The organism is Hymenobacter frigidus (assembly GCF_014640435.1).
GTDB lineage: Bacteria > Bacteroidota > Bacteroidia > Cytophagales > Hymenobacteraceae > Hymenobacter > Hymenobacter frigidus.
In genome coordinates this window covers 1-23,122 of the sequence record NZ_BMGY01000014.1, presented here as the reverse complement: position 1 = coordinate 23,122, position 23,122 = coordinate 1, and the positions used below count along the sequence as shown (strand labels likewise).

Here is a 23,122-nt window from a genome sequence, read left to right as displayed (position 1 = left end):
ACGATTGATTGTGCAGAAAGAGAAGTTGACCGGGCTGACCAACCCACAAAAGACCGGGCTTGCTATCAGCCTGTTTATCGTGTTTCTGACCTGGCGGGTGGGCGGCCAACAGGCTGATTCGGCGGGCCGTGACGGCACCATTAGCGAGCTGCTGAAGGCAGGGCGGCCCACGGTGGCCCCGGGTTATTTCCTGTTTCCCATCGCACCGGGCGCGCCGGGCTTTCTGGCCGGCAGCATGGGCGAGTTGCGGCCCAACCACTTCCACGGCGGCCTTGATATCAAGACCGGCGGTGGGGTGAACCAACCCGTGTACGCCGCCGCCGACGGCTACGTGTCGCGCCTCAAGCAGTCGTCGTTTGGCTACGGCAACGTGCTCTACCTCACGCATCCCAACGGCCTGACCACGGTGTACGGTCACTTGAACGAGTTCAAAGGGCCGGTGGCGGCCGAGCTGATGCGGCGGCAGTACGAAAAGCAGAGCTACGAGCTGGAGGCCTTTTTCGAGAAGGACCGGTTTTCGGTGAAGCGGGGCGAGGTGGTGGCGCTCTCGGGCAACACCGGCGGCTCGGCCGGCCCGCACCTGCACTGGGAAGTGCGCGATGCCCAGGACCGGCAGTATAACCCGCTGCAATGGGGCGGCTTTCCCGAAATTCAGGACCACGTGGCCCCCACGCTGCAGGCCTTTGCGCTGGAGCCGCTGGGCATTGAGGCGCGGGTGAAAAACGTATTTGCCAAGGCGCTGTTTGCGCCCAGGGTGCAGCCGGGGCCGGGCGTGGCCACTACCTGGGCCGATACTATCAGCGCCTTTGGCACGGTGGGGCTGCTGGTGCAGGGTTTCGATAGGTTTGATAATGCCTGGAACCGCAACGGCATTCAGCGCGTGACGGTGCAGGTGAACGGCCAGCCGTTCTACCAGCACACCATCGATGCGGTGCCGTTTCCGACGGGCACCCGGCAGGTGGCCAACTTTGTCGACTTCCTCTACCAGAACACCCAAGGCCGCACCCTGCAAAAGCTGTGGGTGGACGAAGGCAACGACCTGGCCATGTACGCCACCACGGGCCCCAGCAAAGGCCGCCTGAACGTGGAAGCCGGCAAGCTCTACCGCGTCGATATTGCCCTGGCTGACTCTTATAATAACCAAACACTCGTGCACCTGGTGCTGCGCGGCGAACAGCCGGCCTACTTCAAAACCCGCTCGGCGGCGATGAAGAAGCCGGCCCTGCGCTTTGAAGTCACCCGCAACCTGCTGAAGGCCGTGGCCGCCGACCCCAGCGCCGACTCCGTGGCCGCCAACCTGGTGCTGCTGCGTGGCAACCGCCGCCTCGAAATCCGCCCGAGCTACACCCAGAACAGCGAAAACGTGTACCTCTACGACCTGCGCGCCGGCCTGCCCGACTCGCTGCGCTTCGGCTCCATCACCAAGAAATTTGACCGGCAAGTAATGATTCCGGCCGGCAAGGAAACCAACTACGCCACCGCCTTCCTCAACCTGGTGTTTGGCCGCGAAACGCTGTTCGATAACATTTACCTGAGCACTGCTTTCAAGCCCGAGCCCACCGGCAGCGGCTTCTGGACGGTGGGCTCGCCGCTGCAGCCTTTCTACAAAACGGCGGTGCTCACCCTCAAGCCCGCCACCCCGCCCGCCGACCCGGCCCGCACCGCCATCTACTCGGCCACGCCCAAAGGCGGCAAGGCCTACCTGGGCGGCAAGTGGGACGACCGCGGCCAGATTACGGCCAATATCCGCCAGTTTGGCTCCTACCGCATCCTGCGCGATACCACCGCGCCCAAGGGCAGCCTCATCGGGCGGCCCGGCGGGCAGGTGCTCTTCCGCGTGGCCGACGACCTTTCCGGCCTGGCCAGCTACCGCCTGCTCATCGGTGGGCAGTTCCGCCTGCTGCGCTTCGAGCACAAGAATTCGACCCTCTTCACCGTGGCCCGCGATACCTTAGGGGCCCGCCTGCGCGGCCCCGCCGAGCTGCGCCTGACCGACCAAGCCGGCAACGAGCGGGTAATTCCGCTGAGCCTGTAACATTGTAGCGTGGACTCTGCGAGTCCGCGCATGAACGACACCCGAACGATTACCGCCACGCGCGGACTCACAGAGTCCACGCTACACCCGAATTACCGCCACGCGCGGACTCACAGAGTCCACGCTACATCCCCAACCCGCCATGACCCTCGAACCCGGCCAAGCCGCCCCCGATTTCTCCGCTCCCGACCAGGACGGCAACATTATCTCCTTGCTGGACCTGCGCGGCCAGAAAGTCGCCCTCTATTTCTACCCCAAAGACGACACCCCCGGCTGCACCGCCCAGGCCTGCAACCTGCGCGACCACCAGGAGGAGCTCACCGCCCACAACATCAAGGTCATCGGCGTGAGCACCGATGGCGAGGCCGCGCACAAGAAGTTTGCCCTCAAATACGACCTGCCTTTCCCGCTGCTGGTGGATACCGACAAGGCCATCGTGCAGGCCTACGGCGTGTGGCAGGAAAAGAAAAACTACGGCAAAACCTACTTGGGCACCGTGCGCACCACGTTTTTGATTGACGAAAACGGCGTGATTGAGCAGGTTATCACAAAAGTCGACACCAAGGAGCACGCCGCCCAGCTGCTGAAGTAACTGAGGATATCCCCAACTGGCATTTTTGGGCGGCGAAAGCCCCTGGGGATGTCCGTAACGTGCATTTCCGGACGGCGAAGCCAATTACAACTGGTTGCAACGACCATTTTCGTATGATGAAGCCCGTTGCAACTGGTTGCAATGACCATTTTTGTGTGATGAAGCTCGTTGCAACTGGTTGCAATGACTATTTCTACGCGGTGAAGCTTCTTACAACTGGTTGCAACGACCATTTTTGGACGGTGGAACCCCTTGTAACCAATTGCAATGGCCATTTCTGGACGGTGAAGCCTGGTGTAACCCATTGCAATAGCCATTTCCGCCCGGCGAAACCCATTTCCAATCGGCGAAGTCTGTGGTACGTGTGTATCACAGGCTTTTTTGCCATACTCCAACCCGGCCCCTTACCTTTACCCCACCGAATCCTCACCCCATCGTTATGCCCCTGACCGCCGAAATAACTACTGCTCAACTCCAGGAAACTGCCGCCCAGGTGCGGCGCGACATCGTGCGCATGGTGCACGCCGTAAACTCGGGCCACCCCGGCGGCTCGCTCGGCTGCACCGATTTGCTGGTGGCGCTCTACTTCAAGGTGATGAAGCACAACCCCGAGGTGTTCAGCATGGATGGCATCGGCGAGGACCTGTTTTTCCTCTCCAACGGTCACATCTCGGCCACTATCTACTCGGTGCTGGCGCGCTCGGGCTACTTCCCGGTGAGCGAGCTGGCCACGTTCCGCAAGCTCAACTCGCGCTTGCAGGGCCACCCCACCACCCACGAGGGCCTGCCGGGTATTCGCATCGCCTCGGGCTCGCTGGGCCAGGGCCTGAGCGTGGCCTGTGGCGCGGCCCAGGCCAAAAAGCTCAATGGCGATGACCGCCGCGTATTCGTTCTCATGGGCGACGGCGAGCTGGAGGAAGGCCAGAACTGGGAGGCCATCATGTACGCCGCCCACCACAAAATCGACAACCTCATCGGCATCATCGACCACAACGGCCAGCAGATTGACGGCCCCACCGCCGAAATCGGCGGCCTCGGCGACCTGCGGGCCAAGTTTGAGGCCTTCGGCTGGCACGTGCTTCAGGCCAACGGCAACAACTTCGACACCCTGCTGCCCGCCCTCGAAGAAGCCCAAGCCGCTACCGGTCAAGGTAAGCCGGTCATGTTTATCATGGACACGAAGATGGGCTTCGGCGTCGATTTCATGATGGAAGGCCACAAGTGGCACGGCGTAGCCCCCAACGATGCCCAGCTGGCCACCGCCCTGGAGCAGTTGGTAACGGGCACGGTGGGCGACTACTAAATCACGGATTTCTGTTGATGCCGCAGTGCCTCCAACTTCACCCCCTCGGTCCCCCTCTCCCGCGGAGAGGGGGGAGCCTGACGATTTCCAGTAGTTGGAATCAACTGGCTTCTCCTCTTCGCGGGACTCTGCGCTTTAAGCAGATGCGGGGCCAGACGGTGAGGTTGGTCGTGTGCGCGCTACTACTGCTCTTCGGCTTTCAAAGCCACGCCCAAAACGCGCCCGTTGAACGCCCCAAAGTCACCCGCATACTCTTCCTGCTTGATGCCTCGGGCTCGATGATGGCCCCCTGGGAGGGCCAGCCCCGCTGGAACGTGGCCAAGCGCATGCTGGCCAAAATGGTGGACTCGCTTAACGCCTATCCCAACCTGGAGCTGGCCCTGCGCGTGTACGGCCACCAGTCCCCCAACGCGGAGAAGAACTGCGAAGACTCGCGCCTCGAAGTGCCCTTTGCGTCCCGCAACGCGGCGGCCATCAAGAAGAAGCTGACCGAGCTCAAAGCCCAGGGCAACACGCCCATCACGTACTCGCTGCTACAGTCAGCCAACGATTTTCCCACCGATAAATCGTCGCGCAACGTGCTGCTGCTAATCACCGACGGCCTCGAATCGTGCAACCGCGACCCCTGCGCGGCCTCCATCGCCTTGCAGCGCAAGCACGTTTTTCTCAAACCGTTCGTCATCGGCATCGGGGCCGAGCGGGATTTTGGCAAGCAGCTCGAATGCCTTGGCCAGTACTACAACGCTGCCGAAGTCGCCACTTTCCGCACGGTGATGAACGACGTCATCGCCAAAACGCTGAGCAAAACCACCGTCGCCGTCAACCTCACCGATGCCGCCGGCCAGCCCGTGGAAAGCAACGTCAACATGACGTTCGTGAACAACGTGACCGAGCAGCCCGAATACAACTACGTGCACTACCGCAACGACCAGGGCAAAGCCGACGTGCTTGACATTGACGCTCTCCAGAGCTACGATTTGGTGATAAACACCGTGCCACCCGTGCGCCAGGCCAACATTCCCATCCGGCCCGGCACTGCCAACGTCCTCACCTATAAAACGCCTCAGGGCACGCTTTGGCTGCAAAGCCCGCCGCTCACGCCCAACCCCTACGGCACCATGCGCGCCGTGGTGCGCACCCCCGGCGGCACCACCGTCACGGCCAGTACCTTTGGCACCCGCCAGAAGCTGCTGACCGGCAACTACGAAGTGGAAGCCCTGACGCTGCCGCGCACCGTGCGTCGCATCACCGTCAAGCAGGGTCAGGAAGCCACCGTGACCTACGACGCCCCCGGCACCCTCAACATCACCACCGATTTGAAAGGCTACGGCAGCATCTACCAACTGAATAACGACGAGTCGCAAACCTGGATTTACTCGCTGCCCGATGCTGGCAGCAGTAAGCTGAATTTGCCGATGCAGCCGGGCGCTTACCGGCTGGTATTTCGAACTAAGACGAGCACGGGCAGCAAGTTTACCGACGTGCGCAATTTCAGCATTCGCAGCGGGCAAACTACTTCGGTGGCCATTTTTGGGAAATGAAAACAGTGTGCGGTAAAGAAGGAAGCACGACAAACTCCCCTCCTTTTTTAAGGAGGGGACATTTCAGCGAAGCTGAAATTGGGGTGGTTGCGTTCGTTGAACGACCTGACTGCAACACGCGCACTGCCCAAGGAACCATGGATAACTACCACAATCTCCCACAGAAAAAAAACGACCGTCGCACCCTCCGCAACAACCTGACTCCCGCCGAGGCAACCTTATGGAAAGCCCTTAAAAACGGCCAAATAGCCGGCCGCAAATTCCGCCGTCAGCACAGTATCAGGGCGTATGTACTGGATTTTTATTGCCCCGAAGAAAGGTTGGCAGTGGAATTAGATGGTGCCGGGCACTTTACCGTTTCCGGTAATCTGCACGATGCGACCCGGACAGCTTACTTAGAAAGCTTGGGAATACGGGTCTTGCGTTTCGAAAATAAGTTAATTTGGGCGGGATTAGACAATATTTTAGAAACAATCAAAAGTGGTTTTTCTGCAGTTTAATTTTTTTTAGCCGGTCGTTCAACGACCGCAACCACCCCAATTTCAGCTTCGCTGAAATGTCCCCTCCTTAAAAAAGGAGGGGAGTCTGATGTTCTTACACTCCCCAATACCCATGAAAGACTTCCCCTACACCGAATCCAAGGACACCCGCAGCGGCTTCGGCGCCGGCCTGCACGAGCTGGGCAAAACCAACCCCAACGTGGTGGCGCTCTGCGCCGACCTCACCGGCTCGCTCAAGATGGACGCCTTCAAAAAGGACTTCCCCGAGCGGTTTTTCCAAGTCGGCATCGCCGAGGCCAACATGATGGGCGTGGCTGCGGGCATGACCATCGGCGGCAAGATTCCCTTCACGGGCACCTTCGCCAACTTCAGCACCGGCCGCGTCTACGACCAGATTCGCCAGAGCATTGCGTATTCCGACAAGAACGTGAAAATCTGCGCCTCGCACGCCGGCCTCACGCTGGGCGAAGACGGCGCCACCCACCAGATTCTGGAAGACCTGGGTATGATGAAAATGCTGCCCGGCATGACCGTCATCAACCCCTGCGACTACAACCAGACCAAAGCTGCCACCATCGCCATTGCCGAACACCACGGCCCGGTGTACCTGCGCTTCGGCCGCCCGGTGGTGCCCAACTTCACGCCCGCCGACCAAAACTTCATTATCGGTGAAGCCGTGATGCTGAACGAAGGCACCGACGTAAGCATCTTCGCCACGGGCCACCTTGTGTGGAAAGCAGTGCTCGCCGGCAAGCTCCTGGCCGAAAAGGGCATCAATGCCGAAATCATCAACATTCACACCATCAAGCCGCTCGATGCGCAGGCCATCCTCGCCTCGGTGCGCAAAACGCGTTGCGTGGTTACGGCCGAAGAGCACCAGATGAACGGTGGCCTCGGCGACAGTATCGCCCAGCTGCTGGCCCGCGAAGAGCCCCTGCCCTTGGAAATGGTGGCCGTGAACGACAGCTTCGGCGAAAGCGCCACCCCCGACCAGCTAATGGAGAAATACAAGCTCAACGAAGCCGCCATCGTGGCCGCCGTGGAAGCGGTGATGAAGCGCCGGAAGTAAGCCCAGCCCGAAACGCGAAAAGCCCCCGTAGTAAATTTACTTCGGGGACTTTTTGCGTGTTGGCTATTAGCAGTTAACGGTAGGACCTGGCGAAGGTGGGGAATTAGAATTCCGTCCGCCCCACTTTTGCCAAATCCGTGTTATCAGCCGTTATTCTGTTCACTCGGAGCTATTCTGTTTAGAGTTCGCAAAAATATTTGGTGGTGATCTAAAGCAGGATGAAAACCAGAATTTAATCAATTAGTCGAGAAGCAAAACACGCTTTTGGGGAGCAGTAAAAGCCACTTTGGTGTCATTAGATTCAAAATCATCTCGCTTTAGACCACCGCCATATTGTTTTAAGAACTATAGGTTGTTGATAGGCAAAAAGAAATCAGCCAAGTTACCGTGTTTTTCATCCGACCAAAGATGTACGAAACGGACCTGACTGATTTTCAGTGGTAAGTTATTGAAGAAACCTTACCCGATACGCGCCGCCGCAACTATTAGATGCTATTGATTGTCAATGCGTTGCTGTTGATAAAAATCACGACTGCACAAGGTCCGCAGTCAGTTTGCTCAAAGCTATGTCGTCTATTCGTGTTTGTATTGTCGTCAATTAATTTGAAATACAGTTATATTTTGTAATTAAATGGTTAAGCAAATCTCCATAACCCCAAATAATTGTTCCTATAAAACTAATAATAGGTCCAACAACTCCAACTGCACTTCTACTGGCTAAGTCGTTTTTTACATAATCAGGAACGGGTTCACCAAGTGCTTCAAAATATTGTGGACTATTTAAATTAAAAGGTGTTTCAGAACTTTTAATATTCAGAAGCAAATCCTCTTTTACAATTGATGTCCGTGCTAAAAGAACAATCCCAAGTCCAACTACTATTGAACCACTTCTGCTAAACCAAATAAAATCTTTCAAATAAATACTTTGAGCAAATCCGCCTACTGCAAATAAAGTTGCTATTATGGTCATTATGGGAATGCTTGAAAATAAGTTTCTCATAGTGTTGATGTTCTGTTTAGTCGTTATTTTAAAAAAGGTTTTTCATTACTCGTCTATTTATTTACGCACTAAAGAAAAGCTCATTAGAATTTCGAAAGTTTCAAGTTTGCAATGCTGCCATTGGTGACGCATAACATTCGGATTACCGCAACTCGTAGCACAGCAAGTTGCGGCAATCCAGCCTTACTACGCAAGTAACTTGCGGGAAACCATCCTAATCAGCGTGCTATTCGCAACTTGCGGGAAACCATCCTAATCAGCGTGCTATTCGCAACTTGCGGGAAACCATCCTAATCAGCGTGCTATTCGCAACTCGCTGGTTACAATCCCAAGCTGTCGAGGGGAGAGGGTGGGCGGGCGCGCTATCTTCGATGGCTACCTTTTACTGCGGCAGCGCCTTGTAAAAAATATAGGCGTTCAATACCATAAAGGAAAACGCCGGCAGGCAGACCAATACGCTGTCCCCAATCTTGAGCCGGACGGCCACCCCTAACAGCATCAGCAGAGCTAATCCGCCCGCCGAAAGCAGCATAATCGGATTGAAGGCCAGGCCCACCAGCAGTCCTATCGCGCCCAATACTTCTAAAATAGCCACCAGCATTCCCTGCTTTTCCAGACCAAAGCGCTTGAACTCGCTTTTCATGTTTGGTGATTTGAAATAGGCGATGCCATATGTTAAAAAAGACAGGCTGGAGAATAGAACAAGAGCAAGAAAGAAACTCATTACGAAATTAATTTTAGGGACACAGCCGCGATAAAAACGCAGAGCGCCAGAAGGAACAAAGAGGGCAGGCGCTTGCTCCAGGGATTATTTACTTTGACGTGGAAATATTGCGCCGCGGCCATCAGGAAGCCCATCAGCAGCGCGGGAATCAGAACCAAAGCCGGGTACCAGATGCCAGCGACCAGCAGCGTGGCCAATATTATTTTGGTTCCCCCTACTATGGTTCGGGTTAAGTCATTCAAGCCGTATTGGTTGAATTCTTTGACGATGTTATCGAATCGGAATATCCATACGTAGCCGACGGATAGTGCGACAATTATTTGGGCAATGGAAGCGGAGGTATTCATCTTTTACTGATGGCTTAGATTTCTTGTCAATTTAATGGAACTGTTTTTTGGGGTGGCGGGCTGGTTGTAGCTCGTCAAGTTTTCTCTAAATATAGGGAGGTTTGCTAGTTTCAGGTAGGTGCTGGTCTTTTTAGCGGCGAGTATTAAACGCGGGGAGTACTTTGCCGTCCAACCCATGCCTTCGCCACCCAGGCGTATTTTTTCGCCGTTTGGAAGACCACGAAATACTTCTCAAGTTTCAGGACCCGGCCAGCCGCAGCCTGGCGTTCAACCAGCTCGTGCGCAAGTACCAGAGCAAGGTGTACTGGCACGTGCGCAAGATGGTGATAGACCACGCCGACGCCGACGACCTCACCCAGGACGTATTCGTCAAAGTGTGGAAGCACCTCGAAAATTTCCGGCAGGACGCAGCCTTGTTCACCTGGATTTACCGCATCGCCACCAACGAATGCCTGAATTTTCTGGGTAGCAAGCGCCGCAAGTTTCTGCTGCCGCTCACCGATGTGGGAGCGGAGCTGGCGGCTAAAATCCAAGCCGACCCGGCCATTGCGGGCGACGAAATCGAGCTGAAGCTGCAACAGGCCATTCTGCGGCTGCCCGACAAGCAGCGCCTCGTATTCAACCTGCGCTACTACGATGAGATGCCCTACGAGCAAATGGCCGAGGTAACGGGCACCAGCGTGGGTGCGTTGAAGGCCAGCTACCACCACGCCGTGAAAAAAGTGGAAGACTACGTGACCCGCAACACCGATGACTAGCGTGCCCCAGCACAATTTTTTATTTATTGAATTAAACGCCGCCCCCTATTCTTCATCCAACTTACATGAAACCTTCCTTCAAGCTAGATGCGCACCCTCGGCGGTCCCACCCGCCGCTGAGCAGCCCGCCCGCTGGCTATTTCGATAGATTACCCTCCCAAATCATGGCCCGGCTGCCCCAGGCCGAAGCCCGCGATACGGCTGCCGGCGGGGGTTGGCTTGGCTTTTTATCGCCGGCTTTGCGCACGGGCCTGGCCTCGGTGGCGGTGCTGGGCGGCTTCGCGGCTTCGTTTTATATGAGCGGCACGCCACAATTGGTGCCGGCTACGGCCAGCACCGCCTCGCTCGATGCCGTACCCCGTACCGAGCTGGTAGGTTACCTGCTCACGAGCGGTGCTCACGTCGAAAGCGCGGACCTGGCGGTGCTCACGGCTGCCCATCCGGGTATTGCCAAGGATTTTCTGCACGCCTCGGAAGCTGAATTGAATGAGGTGCTCGACTCGCAGCCTTCCGAAGAACTTACCTACCTATAATTCTCGTCAACTATCATGTCTGCTTTTCCATTTATGCTTCGATTATTTAGTCTGGTCGCGCTGCTCCTGATGTTGGCTCCCACGGCCCACGCGCAGGGTGGGGGCGGGCTCGGCGGGGGCCGCAAAGGCCAGCGCCTGGGCCAACTCGAAAACGCTAAAATTGCCTTTATCACCAACCGCGTATCGTTGACTCAGGAGCAGGCCCAGAAGTTCTGGCCGCTCTACAACGAGTTTTCGGCCCGCCGCCGTGAGCTTAACCGCAGTGGCCGCCTGCTGCGCCGCGATGTGACCGACGGCATGACCGACCAGCAAATCCGCGAGAATTTCAACCAGGCCTTCGCCATGCGCCAACAGGAGCTGAACCTGGAAAAAGACTACTTCGATAAATTTCAGAAAGTAATTGCCCTGCGTCAGGTAGTCCAGCTATTTCAGGCCGAACGGGACTTCACCAAAGAGGTTATCAAGCGTGTAGCCGGGGCTGGTGCGCAGCCTGCCATCAATACCGACTGAGTTGCAGCGGTATTCAATCAAGCTAAAAGTAAAGAGGCCGCTGCCCCCGCAGTGGCCTCTTTACTTTTGCGGGGCAATCGAAGTGGGGCCTTGTTGGTTCTAACGAAGCCCTTTCTCTTTGTCTATCTGTCGTGCTGAGTGCAGCGAAGCACCTTATCACGTTCGCAAAAATCCTGGGAGCCCAACCAGGTGCTTCGCTGTACTTGGTGTGATAGACGAGTGACGCCATTTCGACCCCAAATACGACAACCACTTGATGCTCACACCCCGCCAGCTATTCCTCCGCCACCAGGCCCAAACTTCTGACTTCCCGCTGCTGCTGGAAATTGAGCGGGCTGAAGGCGTCTACATGTACGGCCCCGACGGCCGCCGCTACCTCGACCTGATTTCGGGCATTGGCGTGAGCAACGTGGGCCACCGCCACCCGCGCGTGCTGGCCGGCATTCAGGCGCAGCTCGATAAGTACCTGCACCTGATGGTGTACGGCGAGCTGGTGCAGGCCGTGCCCGCCCAGCTGGCCGAGGCCATCCATCAGACCTTGCCCGCGCACCTGGATTCGGTATTTTTCACCAACTCCGGTACCGAGGCCATCGAGGGCGCGTTGAAGCTGGCCAAGCGCCACACCGGCCGCACCGAGCTTATTTCCTGCCTCAACGCTTACCACGGCTCCACACACGGTGCGCTCTCCATCACCGGTTCCGAGGATTTCAAGAACAGCTTCCGGCCGCTGCTGCCCGACGTTCGCCACATCCGGCACAACGATTTTGCCGACCTGGCCCTGATAACCGAGCGCACGGCGGCCGTCGTCATCGAAACCGTGCAGGGCGAGGCCGGCGTGCGGGTACCCACGCCGTACTACCTGCCGGCCCTGCGCCGTCGCTGCCGGGAAGTGGGTGCCTTGCTCATCCTCGACGAAATCCAATGCGGCTACGGGCGCACCGGCACCATGTGGGCCTTCGAGCAGTTCGGTATCGAGCCCGATATTCTGGTTTGTGCCAAGGGCATGGGCGGCGGCATGCCCATTGGGGCCTTCATTTCGAGCACGGAAATCATGTCGGGCTTCAAAACCAACCCGATTTTGGGCCATTGCACCACGTTTGGCGGGCATCCGGTGAGCTGCGCGGCGGCGCTGGCCACGCTGCAAGTAATGCAGGACGAAAAGCTGGCCGAGGGCGTAGCCGCGAAAGCAGCGCGGTTTCGGGCGCAGCTACGGCACCCGGCCATCCGGGACGTGCGGGGCTGCGGCCTGCTCCTGGCGGTGGAGTTCGACTCCTTCGCCGTCCTCAAGCCCATCATCGACCACGCCCTGGCCCACGAAGGCATTCTGACCGACTGGTTCCTGTTCTGCGACAACTCTCTGCGGCTGGCCCCGCCGCTCATCATCACCGACGCCGAGATTGACGAGGCCTGCGCGGCTCTGCTGCGGGCCATCGCGCACATCACGGGCCAGTAAGCGGCGGCTACCACTGGCCACGCAAAAGGCCCGTCGGCTTTCCTCGAATGAGGAAGTGGCGACGGGCCCATGCGCTTGCGGCCACGGCCGACAAATGCCGTTGAATAAGCTAGTTGATATCGACCGTGGGGCGAGGTAATTCGTTGTAATTCAGAAAAGAATTTGATTCTTCTTTGATGCGCTCGCGGGGCTGGCCGTCCTTCACGCCTTGCGAAATTTTGCGCACCAGCACGCCCACAATGGCTTTGCGGAAGCCCAGCTTCTCGGCCATTATGATGCAGAAGTCCATTTCCGTCTCATCCACGATACCGTCGGCCAACATCATATCAACCAAGTCAAAAATCTGGTCGAACCGCTCTGAGTCGTTGGTGGGCAGGTCGGTACTGCCTTCTTTGGAGCCCGATACCAACGCCTGTACCTCCGAGGAGCTGATGCCGTTTTTCTTGCCCACGGAAATGATAAACTTCATTTCCCGCTCGTCGATGTGTCCATCGGCTTTGGCAAGCGCGGCGAGGTTTAACAGGTGACCCTTAATTTTTTTGGCCTGCTCATTTTCGAAAAAACCGAACATATAACGTGGGAATTAAGTGGTGGGAAATAAGTTAACGGCCAGTGGGCCAAATGTTGAGGTAAGATACACGGAAAACAGCTAGTTGCTATCCGTCGGACACGCGAAATGTAAAAAAAAGATAACCTGAACATAAAGATGCTCCGGTATCCTCGGTAATAGTGCCTGCCGACCGCTGGATGGGTGTATTGAAGCGGGTGCAGGGCCAGCTTCGGCGTACTCAGGCCCGTATTACTACAGATTCATTCCAGCATCTAAACGAGTAATGTGAAAGGGAGGGTGAAAATTTGCATTCATTTCGCGAACTTTGCGAGGTTTGGCTGCCATTTGCGCATCCGCTGGATTAATAAATAGTAAGATGAAGAGAATTGGAGTTTTTACCAGCGGCGGCGATTCGCCCGGCATGAACGCGGCCATTCGGGCCGTGGTGCGCACCGCTACCTACCACGGGTTGGAGGTGTACGGCATCATGCGCGGCTTCAGCGGCATGATTAAGGGCGAGTTTGTGCGGCTCGATTCGGCCTCGGTGTCGAACACGGTGCAGAAGGGCGGTACGATTTTGAAATCGGCCCGCAGCCAGAAATTCATGACCAAGGAAGGCCGCCAGCAGGCCTTCGACCAGTTGGTGAACAACGGCATTGAGGGCCTGGTGGCCATTGGCGGCAACGGTACGTTCACCGGGGCCATGATTTTTGAGGAAGAGTTTGGCATTCCCACCGTGGGTGCGCCCGGTACCATTGACAACGACCTCTACGGCACCGATTACACCATTGGCTACGACACGGCCGTGAACACGGCGCTCGACTGCATCGACAAAATCCGGGACACGGCCGACTCGCACGACCGCTGCTTTTTCGTGGAAGTAATGGGCCGCGACTCGGGCTACATCGCCATCCCGTGCGCCATCGGCGGCGGGGCCGAAATCGTGATGATTCCCGAAACCCAAATGAGCGTCGATGTCGTGGTCGATACCTTGCAAACGGGTTGGAAACGCTCCAAAACCTCGTTCATCGTCATCGTGGCCGAAGGCGAGGAGGAAGGCAACGCCACCAACGTGGCCGCCCGCGTGAAGGAAGCCATTCCGCAGCTCGACACCCGCGTCACGGTAATTGGCCACATCCAGCGCGGCGGCTCGCCCACGGCTGCCGACCGTCTGCTGGGCTCCCAAATCGGCATCGCCGCCGTGGAAGGCCTCATGAACGGCATGCGCAACGTCATGGCCGGCATCATCGACAAGAAGCTGGTGTACACGCCCTTTATCGACACCATCAACAAAAAGAAGCTCATCAACCAGAGCTTCATGCGGATGGTGGAAATCCTATCGGTTTGAGTGAGGTAATAACAAGGTAAAGAGAACGTCATGTCGAGCTTGCCGAGACATCTCGCGTGGGGCAGTAACCCAGTCGTTGGCTCCGCCTGCCTTCGGTTCCACGGTGCGCGCGAGATGTCTCGGTAAGCTCGACATGACGTTCTTATCGATTATCCTTCACTGCCCCGCCACCTAATTCCACCCACTGGTACGCCGCATCCCGCCGCAACCACGTAAGCTGGCGCTTGGCGTAGCGCCGGGTATTGCGCTGCAACAGGCGCACGGCTTCGGTCCAGTCGTAGTTGCCGTCGAGGTAGCCGAATATCTCCTGATAGCCCACCGTTTGCAGGGCGTGGTGGTGGCGGTAGGGCAGCACGGCGCGCACCTCGTCCACCAATCCGGCGGCCAGCATATGCTCCACGCGCAGGTTGATGCGCTGATACAGCGCTTCCCGCTCGCGGGTGAGGGCCACTTTCACGTTGCGAAACAGCGGGTTTTCGGCGGGTGGGCCGGCGGTGTGGAAGCTGGAAAACGGCTGGCCCGTGGCGCGGGTAATTTCCAAGGCGCGCACCACGCGCTGCGGGTTTTGCTGGTCGATGCGGGCGTGGGCCACGGGGTCGGTTTCGGCCAGCTCGGCCACTAAGTGGGAGAGGCCGTGGGCGGCCAGCTCGGCGTGCAGCAGGGCACGGACTTCGGGCGGCACGCTGGGCAGCTCATCCAACCCATCGGTAACGGCCTGCACATAAAGGCCCGAGCCGCCGGTGAGAATGACCAGCGGGTGCTTTTGGAACAGCTCGGTTAGCAGGGCCAGGCAATCGGTGGCAAAGCGCCCCGCGCTATAATCTTCGCCGATGCTGTGGCTGTCGATGAAATGATGCGCCACACCCTGCATTTCGGCGGGCGTGGGCTTGGCCGTGCCGATGCTCAACTCCCGAAAAAACTGCCGCGAGTCGGCCGATACAATTTCGGTTTGAAACTGCTGGGCCAACTGCACACACAAGGCCGTTTTACCCACGGCGGTAGGGCCGGCAACGGTGAACAGCACCGGGCGCGGGTCGGCCGCCGTGGGCGTGAGTTGAGCGAGGAGGTAGGAGGGAAGCAAAACGCTGCGCTGAACGAAGAAAGAGGAACGAAGGAAGTAGAACGAAGAACTTGGGGAACGTCATGTCGAGCGTAGCCGAGACATCTCGCGTGCAGCAGTAACTCATTCGATTAGATTACTACCCCGAGCAAGATGTCTCGGCTACGCTCGACATGACGTTTCTGGGTACATTATTACTGAAGAACGGGGTGCTTCTCGTCGAATTCAGTGGCGTCCTGATAGGCTTTGGCCAGGGCCAGGAGCTTGCCTTCTTCGTAGAGCTGGCCCATGAAGGTGATGGTGGTGGGCAAGCCAGCGGCCGTGAAGCCGTTGGGCAGGGCAATGGCCGGGTGGCCGGTGAGGTTGGTGAGCGTGAGGTTGGCGCTGAAGGACGGGGCGATGTAGGCATCGAGGCCCTTCAGCTTTTCGTCCATCTGCTCGATGAGCAGGCTGCGCACGCGCTGGGCCTGCAGGTATTCGACGGCCGGAATAAAGCGTGAGGAGCGGAAGGTATTGGGCCAGGCCGAGCGGTTTTGCAGCACCATCTGGCCATCGCGGCCCGAGCGGGTGAGGTCGTCGAACGCCGCCGCGCCCTCGGCCGTGAGCACGAAGCGCAGGGCACCGGGCGCGATGGCAGGCAGCTCAATGGGCACCAGCTCCACGCCGAGCTTGCGCAGCACGTCGAGGCTGGCCTGGTCGTTGGCTTTGGTGGCGTAATTCTGGTCGAATGCCGCCTTGAGGTAGCCCACGCGCAGCTTCTTCACGCTGGTGTCGAAGGCGTAGCGGAAGGTGTTCGGAGCCAGCAGAGTGGCGGCATCGCGGGCATCGGGGCCGGCGGCGGTGAGGGCGGCCAGCACCAGGGCGCAGTCTTCGGCGGTGCGGGCCAGGGGGCCGGCTTTGTCCATGGTCCAGCTCAGGGCCATGGCCCCGGCGCGGCTCACGCGGCCGTAGGTGGGGCGCAGGCCCGTGACGCCGCAAGCCGTGCTCGGGCTGACGATGGAGCCCAACGTTTCGGTGCCGATGGCAAACGGCACCAGCCCGGCCGCCACCGCCGAGGCCGACCCCGCCGACGAGCCGCTGGAACCCTTGGTGATGTCCCAGGGCGTGCGGGTTTTTTCGCCGAACCAGACGTCGCCCTGCGCCAGCTCGCCTAGCGTGAGCTTGGCCACCAGCACGGCTCCGGCTTCGCGCAGGCGCTCCACCACGGCCGCGTCCTCGTTCAGGGTCTGGTCTTTGTAGGGCACCGAACCCCAGGTCGTTTTGTAGCCTTTGGCGCTAAATAAGTCCTTGGCACCGTAGGGAATGCCGTGCAGCGGGCCACGGTACTTGCCGGCCCGGATTTCCTGGTCGGCCTGGCGGGCCTGCTGCAGGGCCAGGTCCTCGGTGAGGGTGATGACGCAGTGCAGCTTGGGGTCGTATTTTTTCAGCCGTGCCAGGCAAAACTGGGTCAACTCTTCGGAAGAAAGCTGCTTGGTGCGCAGCAGCTCGCCCAACTGCCGCACGGTGTAAAAAGCCAGGTCGTCGCGGTTGGCGGGCAGCTTCACCTTACCTGGTAGCGGCAGCAGCTTGCCGGCGTTGCGGGCTCCGGCAAGGGTTGGTTGGCGCAAACGTAGCGGCCGCGGGTCGAAGCCTACGGCCGGGGTCACGCTATTGGGCAGGCTGATTTTGCGCAGCGCCTCGTAGCTGTCGCGGTAGCCGGTGAGGTTACGGCGCGTGGAGTCGAGCTGCGCGTCGCTGAAATTTAACCCAAGTAACTGCTGGGCAGTGCGCAGCATGGGCACCGTGATTTCATCGGGGGCCGTAGGGCGGGCCATCCAGGCGCCGGCCCCGAAACAGAGGCTGCCCAGGAGCAGCGCGGGTAGGAGTTTTTTCATGCGAAACAGAAGCTGGTTGAAGGGCGCAAAGCTAGAGCGGTTCTCCGGTACGCGTCCACCGGGTGCGGGATATCGCCTTAGAACTGGCGAAAGACCTGGGCGTATTTACGCCGTTTGTCGGGCGACGAGTCGCTGGATTTTGCTGCCATAACAGAAGAAATACACGTCCTTCTTCTATCCGTCATTTCTAGACAAACTCACCCATGCAGGGCACAGCGAAACATGACCTTCCCTGCCCTCTCTTGAGGGAGGAAGGCCAATGCCGAAAACAAGGCCCCAAACCGCAAAAGTGCCACGCTGGACGCAGCGGTCGGAAGGGCCCAAAATCGTTCTGATTCCAAGATGTGTCCGGGAACTGAGATTGTGTCAAGGGACAGAAAAGAAGATGAGCATGGCGCTTTTGGTACTTCCCCACTTCCCCTAAAATTCTGTTTGCCTAGGCCCGGGAAAGCGTCTGGTTTCGAGTTTGCGAAACTCATCACCTCGGCGCGTTTCGTAAACTTTGATTAGTAGACGGGTTTCTTAAACTCGCCCCGCCCTACTGGGGCCAGCTGGCCACCAATTGAAGGGCTGATTTCTGCCGTTCACCGAAAGGAGCGGTTAGTACTTCTTGTATTTAAAACTTCTGATAGCTGCAATTTTGAAACTATTGCCTTGCTTGAGCACGGTCAACTGAATGGCCACCTTAAACTGGGAAATATCATCCCCCAAAGAGACCGTGTAGAAGTTGGCGCTTTTTACATCTCTGCGCACCGCTAAGGTGTTAATCCACGACAAATCCACATCCTGCGATTGCGTAAACGGGTCCGCGTCTACGTGCCCCTGCTGAGATTGCGCATTGATTTTGCGCAGCAAACCAGCCGTACAATACTTTTTTGGAAGGGTCTGTAGCTTTTTTAACGCATCCGTCGCGGGTAGCTCGGAAAACGCGGTGATATACGCGGTGTAAAATTCCCTGAGCATCGCGATTGCCTGCTTGTCGGTGGCGGCATTTTGTGCTTGTACACCACGATAAGGGGATATTGACAGGCAGCAAATGAGGAGTAGAAATAGTAAAGTTTTTGCCTTCATTCGTCGTGTATGGTTGTTGTGGGAGCCTACCGGTGGTTTACTAGATTGGTGCACCAAAACGGTGATTTAAATAGCCACTGTCCTGTGGATAGGAGTTGATAAGGGCCCGTTATCGTTCCATAAAGCAAGTCATCCTCAACCGTCACATAAGGCAAAGAGCCCCTGAGTGACTCAACGCTACGGCAGTGGCCCCGCCGCATCGACCACGGGTACCATTGCTCCCCATAGCCGCAGCAGCTCCCGTTCCTCGTGCTGCCAGCTGAGCTGGGGCGCGGCGCGCCGGCAGTTCGCGGCCAGGTGCTCGTAGCGGGTGGGGTCTTCGCGCAGCAGGCGGTTGAGGGCGGTGGCCAGCGTGGCGGGGGCGAGGTCGGCTACCAGCTCGGCCACGTCGAACTGCTCGTTGAGGGCGCGGTATTCGGGAAAATCGATGAGTACCTGCGGAATGCCGGCGTGCACGTAGTCGAAGAACTTGTTGGCCAGCGAATAGTAGTAGCTCAGGCCAGTGTTTTCGAGCAGCATGATGCCCACGGCAGCGTGGCGCGTGACTTCACGCAACGCTTCGGGCAGCACGAAGCCCCGAAACTCGACCTGCCCGGTAGCCAGCAAGCCCAGCCGCCCGGCCCGTTCGCGCAGGGCCGCCGACAGGTCGCCCTCGCCGCAAATGACCAGCCGGCCCGCCACCTGCGGCATGGCATCGAGCAGGTTTTCCAGGCCCCGGCCCGCGTTCAGCGCGCCTTGGTAGAGAATGTAGCCGCCGGGGGAAACTGGTACCGCTGGCAGCGGCGCATCCGCTTGCAGGCGGCTCACGTTGCGCACCACGGCGAAGGGCCGGCCGTAGCGCTGCTCAAACACCCGCGCCAGGGCCGGGCCCACGGTGTAGGCCAACCGGGCACGCGGCACGATGAAGCCTTCTATCCAGCGCCATACGCGCTGCACGGCCGGGCGGCCCACCACTTCGGGTACTTCCGTGAATAGCTCGTGGGCATCGTACGCAAAGGGCTGGCCGCCCAGGCGCGCCCGCAGCCACACGGGCAGGGCGGTGTCGAGGTCACAGGCGCACCAGGCGGCGGCGCGCTGGCCCAGCAGGTAGAAAAACAGCCGCAGGTTGTATTCCAAATAAAACAGCTTGCCGTGCTGAAACCAGCCGCGCAGGCGGTGCTGGGCGTAGGGCTGGGGCGTGAGCGGGGGCGAGGCCGGCCGCTGCCAGCCCACCAGCTGCACGCGGTAGCCCGCGGCGGCCAGGCTGCCGCAAATGCGCTGCATCCGCTGGTCGTAGCACAGGTCGGTGGTAACGGCGAAGAGCAGCAGCGGCGCGGGAGAAGGCGGCAAGGGGGTGGGAGAACGGACCGGGGCCGGGCCGCGTTAGTTACTTTTGGTCAAATTTACGCTGTAGCCTGCCGTGGGGCAGTGCGGATTATCTTAGCAGGAAATATTACCCAGGGCGTACGCGTTTTTCTTTATGGCTTCATCTACGGTTGCTACTTCTGCCCCCACTACGCCGCTGCCCGCCGCGCTGCTCGACCAGTTGGGGCAGTTCTACCTGTTGCTTGATGTGAATGGGTCTATTGTGGAGGTGAACGACACCTTCCTGACCTTCGTCGGCTACAACCGGGCGCAGGTGCTGGGGCAGTTTGGCTGCGATATTTTTACCGTTCCCGCCGAGCGGGCGGCCTATCGCCAGCAATACCTCGATGCCATTGCCAGCGAAACCGTGGTGGCCAGCTACGAGCGGCCCGTGCTCACGCACTTGGGCCATCCGCGCCCGGTGCAGTGGCGCACCGGCTTCACGCACGATGCCGTCGGGGCTGTTAGCGGGACTTGGCTGGTGGGACAAGAGCCCCAGAACCGCACCCTGGCCCCCGCCGCCCTGGCCGGCGACAGCACCCATTTGCAGGACTTTCTCGACAATGCCCAGGACTTGGTGCAGCACCTGCGCGCCGACAATGGTTTTCTTTTCGTGAACAAGGCCTGGAAGGAAAAGCTGGGCTACACCGATGCCGAGCTGGCCACCCGCACCCTCGCCGATGTGGTGCACCCGTACTACAAAGCCAAGCTGCTCTACCAGCTGCGCAACCTGTACGACGGCGAGCCGGTGAACAAGGTAGAAACCGTGTTTCTGACCAGCCTGGGTAAGCCCGTGCACCTGATTGGCAGCATGAGCGTGGTGTACGAGGAAGGCCAGCCGGTGAGCAGCCGCGCTATTCTGCACGACATCACGGACCGCATCAAGGCCGAGCGTCTGCAGAAGGTTTACTACAGCATTGCCAACCTGGCCATTTCAGCCAAGGACCTGCCCAGCCTCTACGGGGCCATTCACCGCGAGCTGAGCAAGATTATTGAAACCAGCAACCTGTTTATTGCGCTCTGCGACGACGCCCGCACGGAGTTGCAGTTTGCCTACCACGTCGACCAGCACCCTCAGCACCGGCCGAAGGCGGTACGGCCGTTTTCGTCGGGCGTGTCGGAGTACATCATTGCCGGCGGGCAGCCGCGCTACCTCACCCACCTCGATTTTCAGCAGCTTATCCGCAACGGTACCGTCATTGCCTACGGGTTGGTGCCCGAGGTGATGCTGGCCTCGCCGCTGAGCATCGGCGACCGTATTATCGGCGTGCTGGCCGTGCAGGATTACGGCCGCGCCGATACCTACACGCCCGGCGACCTCGACGTGCTGCACTTCATCTCGAACCAGGTGGCCCTGGCCATTGAGCGCAAGCGCAACGAGGAGCAAATCGGCAAGCAGACGGCCCGCCTGAACGCCATCTTCGAAAGCGGCTCGCACGTGATGTGGACGGTGGATACCCGCGCCCACCTCATGAACTTCAACCGCAACTACGCGGCCCTCTTCCTGCGGCGCAATGGCACGTATCCGGTGCGCGGCCTCAACCTGTGGGAAGCCGACCTGGCCCGCATGCCCGAAGCCGAGCGCGACACCTTTGTGCAGCACTACGATGCGGCCGCCAAGGGCCAGGCCCAGCGCTTCGAAATGCGCCTGCACGATGTCCGCGGCTACGATGTGTGGACCGATATTTACCTCAACCCAATTTACCTGGGCGATGGCTCCTTTGAGGAAATTTCGGCCATTGCCCACGATATCACCGAGCAGAAGCGGGCCCAGCTGGCCCTGGAGGCCCAGGAGGAGAAGTTTCGCTCCATTTTCGAGTCGTTCCAGGATATTTACTACCGCACCGATAGCGAAGGCCTGCTGACCATCGTCAGCCCGTCGGTACGCGAGGTGCTGGGCTACGAGCCCGAAGACGTCATTGGCAAGACCGTGGCCGACTACTTCGTGAGTGCCGACGATATACCCCGCGCCGATGTGGAGGCCAAGCGCACCGGCATGCTGCGCAACTTTGAAACCCGGATGTGGCACAAAGACGGCTACCCCGTGAGCGTGCTCGTGAATGCCCGGGTAGTGAATGCGGGCGAAGTGGGTACCGAAGGCATTGCCCGCGACGTGACTGAAATCCGGCAGATGCAGGACGACCTGCGCCAGGCCAAAGACGCTGCCGAAGCCGCCTTGGAAGCCAAAACCCAGTTTCTGGCCAACATGAGCCACGAGCTGCGCACGCCCATGAACGGCATCATCGGCATGATTGACCTGCTCGACCAGACCGTGGAAACCGACGAGCAGCTCGACTACGTGGACACGCTGCGCAAAAGCTCCGACGCGCTGCTCACCATCCTCAATGATATTCTGGACTTGTCCAAGATGCAGGCTGGCAAGCTCCAGGTGCACGAGTCGGCCCTGGAGCTGCAGGCTGTGATGGAGCGCATTCGCGCCCTGTTCATCTACCGGGCCGAGCAGAAAAATATCCGCTTCACCTACCACATCACGCCGCACACGCCCGCCTACGTCATGACCGACGAGGTGCGGCTGCTCCAAATTCTGAGCAACCTGGTGGCCAACGCCATCAAGTTCACCAACGAGGGTACGGTGGGCATCGTGGTATCCAGCGTGAGCACCGACGGCGAGCTGCACACCCTGCGCTTTGCCGTGCAGGACTCGGGCATTGGCATTTCGAGCGATAACGCCAGTCTGCTGTTCACCAATTTCACCCAGCTCGATACTACGCCCAGCAAGGCCTACGGCGGTACCGGCCTGGGCCTGAGCATCAGCCGGCAGCTGGCCGAGCTGCTGGGCGGTGAAATTGGAGTGCTCTCCGACGAAGGCGAGGGCTCGGTGTTCTGGTTCACCATCAGCGTCCGCGAGGCCCGGCCCGAAGACCGGCCCGCCGTGGTCCCGGTGCGCGAGCCCGTGTTCCAGCCCTTCGAGGCCGCGCCCCGCGTGCTGCTCGTCGATGATAACGCCATCAACCAGAAGGTGGGCCAGCGCCTGCTGTCCAAGCTGGGCTGCGAGGTGCACGTAGCCAGTGGCGGTCCCGAAGCCATTGCCCTGGCCACGGTTGCCGACGCGAACTACAACATCATTTTCATGGACATTCAGATGCCGGATATGGACGGCGTGGCCGCCACGGCCGAAATCCGCCGGCTGCTGGGTGCCGCCTGCCCGCCCGTGGTGGCCATGACGGCCTACTCCATGCAGGAAGATGCCGGCCGCTTCATGCGCCAGGGCCTCGACGACTACGTGGGCAAGCCCGTGAAAAGCCGCCACCTCTACGAAGTGCTGCACCGCTGGCTGCGCCCCCGGGCGGCTCGCCCGGCCCCGTTGCTAACGGGTGACGATGCCGATGCCGATACGTCCGCTACACTGGTAGCTGCGCCCGGGGCTGTTGCCGCCCCGGAAATGGCCCAGGCTGCGCCAGCCAGTGCCACCCCCGCGGTAGAACTAGTGGTCTGACAACTTAGTTTTGCGTTGTTACTTTGGTCAGGTCGGCGTACCTGTTTTTCAAG

20 protein-coding genes are annotated in these 23,122 nt (G+C 59.1%); 12 read left to right on the top strand and 8 right to left on the bottom strand.

Annotated elements, in window-relative coordinates:
* The first annotated feature begins 10 nt into the window (after positions 1-10).
* From IEW17_RS09280 to IEW17_RS09255, 6 genes are all read left to right on the top strand, one after another.
* A complete protein-coding gene (locus tag IEW17_RS09280) occupies positions 11-2,035 on the top strand; it encodes a M23 family metallopeptidase (protein ID WP_229748926.1) in 2,025 nt (674 codons plus the stop codon).
* 142 nt (positions 2,036-2,177) lie between these two features.
* Positions 2,178-2,627, top strand: coding sequence for a thioredoxin-dependent thiol peroxidase (gene bcp / locus IEW17_RS09275; protein WP_188561766.1), 450 nt, complete (start codon positions 2,178-2,180; stop codon positions 2,625-2,627).
* A 439-nt stretch (positions 2,628-3,066) separates the two neighbouring features.
* Positions 3,067-3,930: a transketolase gene (locus IEW17_RS09270; RefSeq protein WP_188561765.1), complete on the top strand. Its 864-nt coding sequence runs from the start codon at positions 3,067-3,069 to the stop codon at positions 3,928-3,930.
* Positions 3,931-4,100: 170 nt separating this feature from the next.
* Entirely contained in the window at positions 4,101-5,471 is a 1,371-nt protein-coding gene (locus IEW17_RS09265; protein WP_229748919.1) for a vWA domain-containing protein, read from the top strand.
* On the top strand, positions 5,468-5,971 hold the full coding sequence (locus tag IEW17_RS09260) for an endonuclease domain-containing protein (RefSeq protein WP_229748918.1): 504 nt from the start codon (positions 5,468-5,470) through the stop codon (positions 5,969-5,971). The genes IEW17_RS09265 and IEW17_RS09260 overlap by 4 nt, the downstream gene beginning before the upstream one ends.
* Before the next feature lie 112 nt (positions 5,972-6,083).
* Positions 6,084-7,040, top strand: coding sequence for a transketolase family protein (locus IEW17_RS09255; RefSeq protein ID WP_188561763.1), 957 nt, complete (start codon positions 6,084-6,086; stop codon positions 7,038-7,040).
* 598 nt (positions 7,041-7,638) lie between these two features.
* Here the strand turns inward: IEW17_RS09255 and IEW17_RS09250 are convergent.
* From IEW17_RS09250 to IEW17_RS09240, 3 genes are all read right to left on the bottom strand, one after another.
* The gene (locus tag IEW17_RS09250; RefSeq protein WP_188561762.1) at positions 7,639-8,010 is read right to left on the bottom strand and encodes a hypothetical protein; all 372 of its coding nucleotides are present in this window, start codon (positions 8,008-8,010) and stop codon (positions 7,639-7,641) included.
* 412 nt (positions 8,011-8,422) lie between these two features.
* Positions 8,423-8,764: a DoxX family protein gene (locus tag IEW17_RS09245; protein ID WP_188561761.1), complete on the bottom strand. Its 342-nt coding sequence runs from the start codon at positions 8,762-8,764 to the stop codon at positions 8,423-8,425.
* The gene (locus IEW17_RS09240) at positions 8,764-9,111 is read right to left on the bottom strand and encodes a DoxX family protein (RefSeq protein WP_188561760.1); all 348 of its coding nucleotides are present in this window, start codon (positions 9,109-9,111) and stop codon (positions 8,764-8,766) included. Before IEW17_RS09240 ends, IEW17_RS09245 begins: the two co-directional genes overlap by 1 nt.
* 209 nt (positions 9,112-9,320) lie before the next feature.
* Here IEW17_RS09240 and IEW17_RS09235 point away from each other — a divergent pair, with 209 nt between their 5' ends.
* From IEW17_RS09235 to IEW17_RS09220, 4 genes are all read left to right on the top strand, one after another.
* Positions 9,321-9,869 (top strand): RNA polymerase sigma factor, encoded by a 549-nt coding sequence (locus IEW17_RS09235; RefSeq protein WP_188561759.1) that lies wholly within the window; start codon positions 9,321-9,323, stop codon positions 9,867-9,869.
* 65 nt (positions 9,870-9,934) lie between these two features.
* A complete protein-coding gene (locus IEW17_RS09230; protein WP_188561758.1) occupies positions 9,935-10,402 on the top strand; it encodes a hypothetical protein in 468 nt (155 codons plus the stop codon).
* Between the two features lie 33 nt (positions 10,403-10,435).
* Positions 10,436-10,912: a hypothetical protein gene (locus tag IEW17_RS09225; RefSeq protein ID WP_188561757.1), complete on the top strand. Its 477-nt coding sequence runs from the start codon at positions 10,436-10,438 to the stop codon at positions 10,910-10,912.
* Between the two features lie 256 nt (positions 10,913-11,168).
* Positions 11,169-12,365, top strand: a complete 1,197-nt coding sequence (locus IEW17_RS09220) for an aspartate aminotransferase family protein (protein WP_188561756.1) — start codon at positions 11,169-11,171, stop codon at positions 12,363-12,365.
* Positions 12,366-12,474: 109 nt separating this feature from the next.
* Here IEW17_RS09220 and IEW17_RS09215 read toward each other — a convergent pair whose 3' ends face one another.
* Complete coding sequence (locus IEW17_RS09215) at positions 12,475-12,936, bottom strand: tellurite resistance TerB family protein (protein WP_188561755.1); 462 nt, start codon at positions 12,934-12,936, stop codon at positions 12,475-12,477.
* A gap of 355 nt (positions 12,937-13,291) precedes the next feature.
* Between IEW17_RS09215 and pfkA the strand changes: the two genes are divergently transcribed.
* Complete coding sequence (gene pfkA, locus IEW17_RS09210) at positions 13,292-14,263, top strand: 6-phosphofructokinase (RefSeq protein WP_188561754.1); 972 nt, start codon at positions 13,292-13,294, stop codon at positions 14,261-14,263.
* Between the two features lie 142 nt (positions 14,264-14,405).
* Here the strand turns inward: pfkA and miaA are convergent, their stop codons facing one another.
* The 4 genes from miaA to IEW17_RS09190 form a co-directional block, all read right to left on the bottom strand.
* Complete coding sequence (miaA, locus tag IEW17_RS09205) at positions 14,406-15,344, bottom strand: tRNA (adenosine(37)-N6)-dimethylallyltransferase MiaA (RefSeq protein ID WP_308420610.1); 939 nt, start codon at positions 15,342-15,344, stop codon at positions 14,406-14,408.
* Between the two features lie 173 nt (positions 15,345-15,517).
* Complete coding sequence (locus IEW17_RS09200) at positions 15,518-17,197, bottom strand: amidase (RefSeq protein WP_188561753.1); 1,680 nt, start codon at positions 17,195-17,197, stop codon at positions 15,518-15,520.
* Positions 17,198-17,797: 600 nt separating this feature from the next.
* Positions 17,798-18,268, bottom strand: a complete 471-nt coding sequence (locus IEW17_RS09195) for a DUF3828 domain-containing protein (RefSeq protein ID WP_188561752.1) — start codon at positions 18,266-18,268, stop codon at positions 17,798-17,800.
* 177 nt (positions 18,269-18,445) lie between these two features.
* A complete protein-coding gene (locus IEW17_RS09190) occupies positions 18,446-19,597 on the bottom strand; it encodes a glycosyltransferase (protein ID WP_188561751.1) in 1,152 nt (383 codons plus the stop codon).
* Positions 19,598-19,727: 130 nt separating this feature from the next.
* On the opposite strand from IEW17_RS09190, the gene IEW17_RS09185 reads away from it, so the two are divergent.
* Positions 19,728-23,069, top strand: a complete 3,342-nt coding sequence (locus IEW17_RS09185; protein ID WP_188561750.1) for a PAS domain S-box protein — start codon at positions 19,728-19,730, stop codon at positions 23,067-23,069.
* Positions 23,070-23,122: the final 53 nt, after the last annotated feature.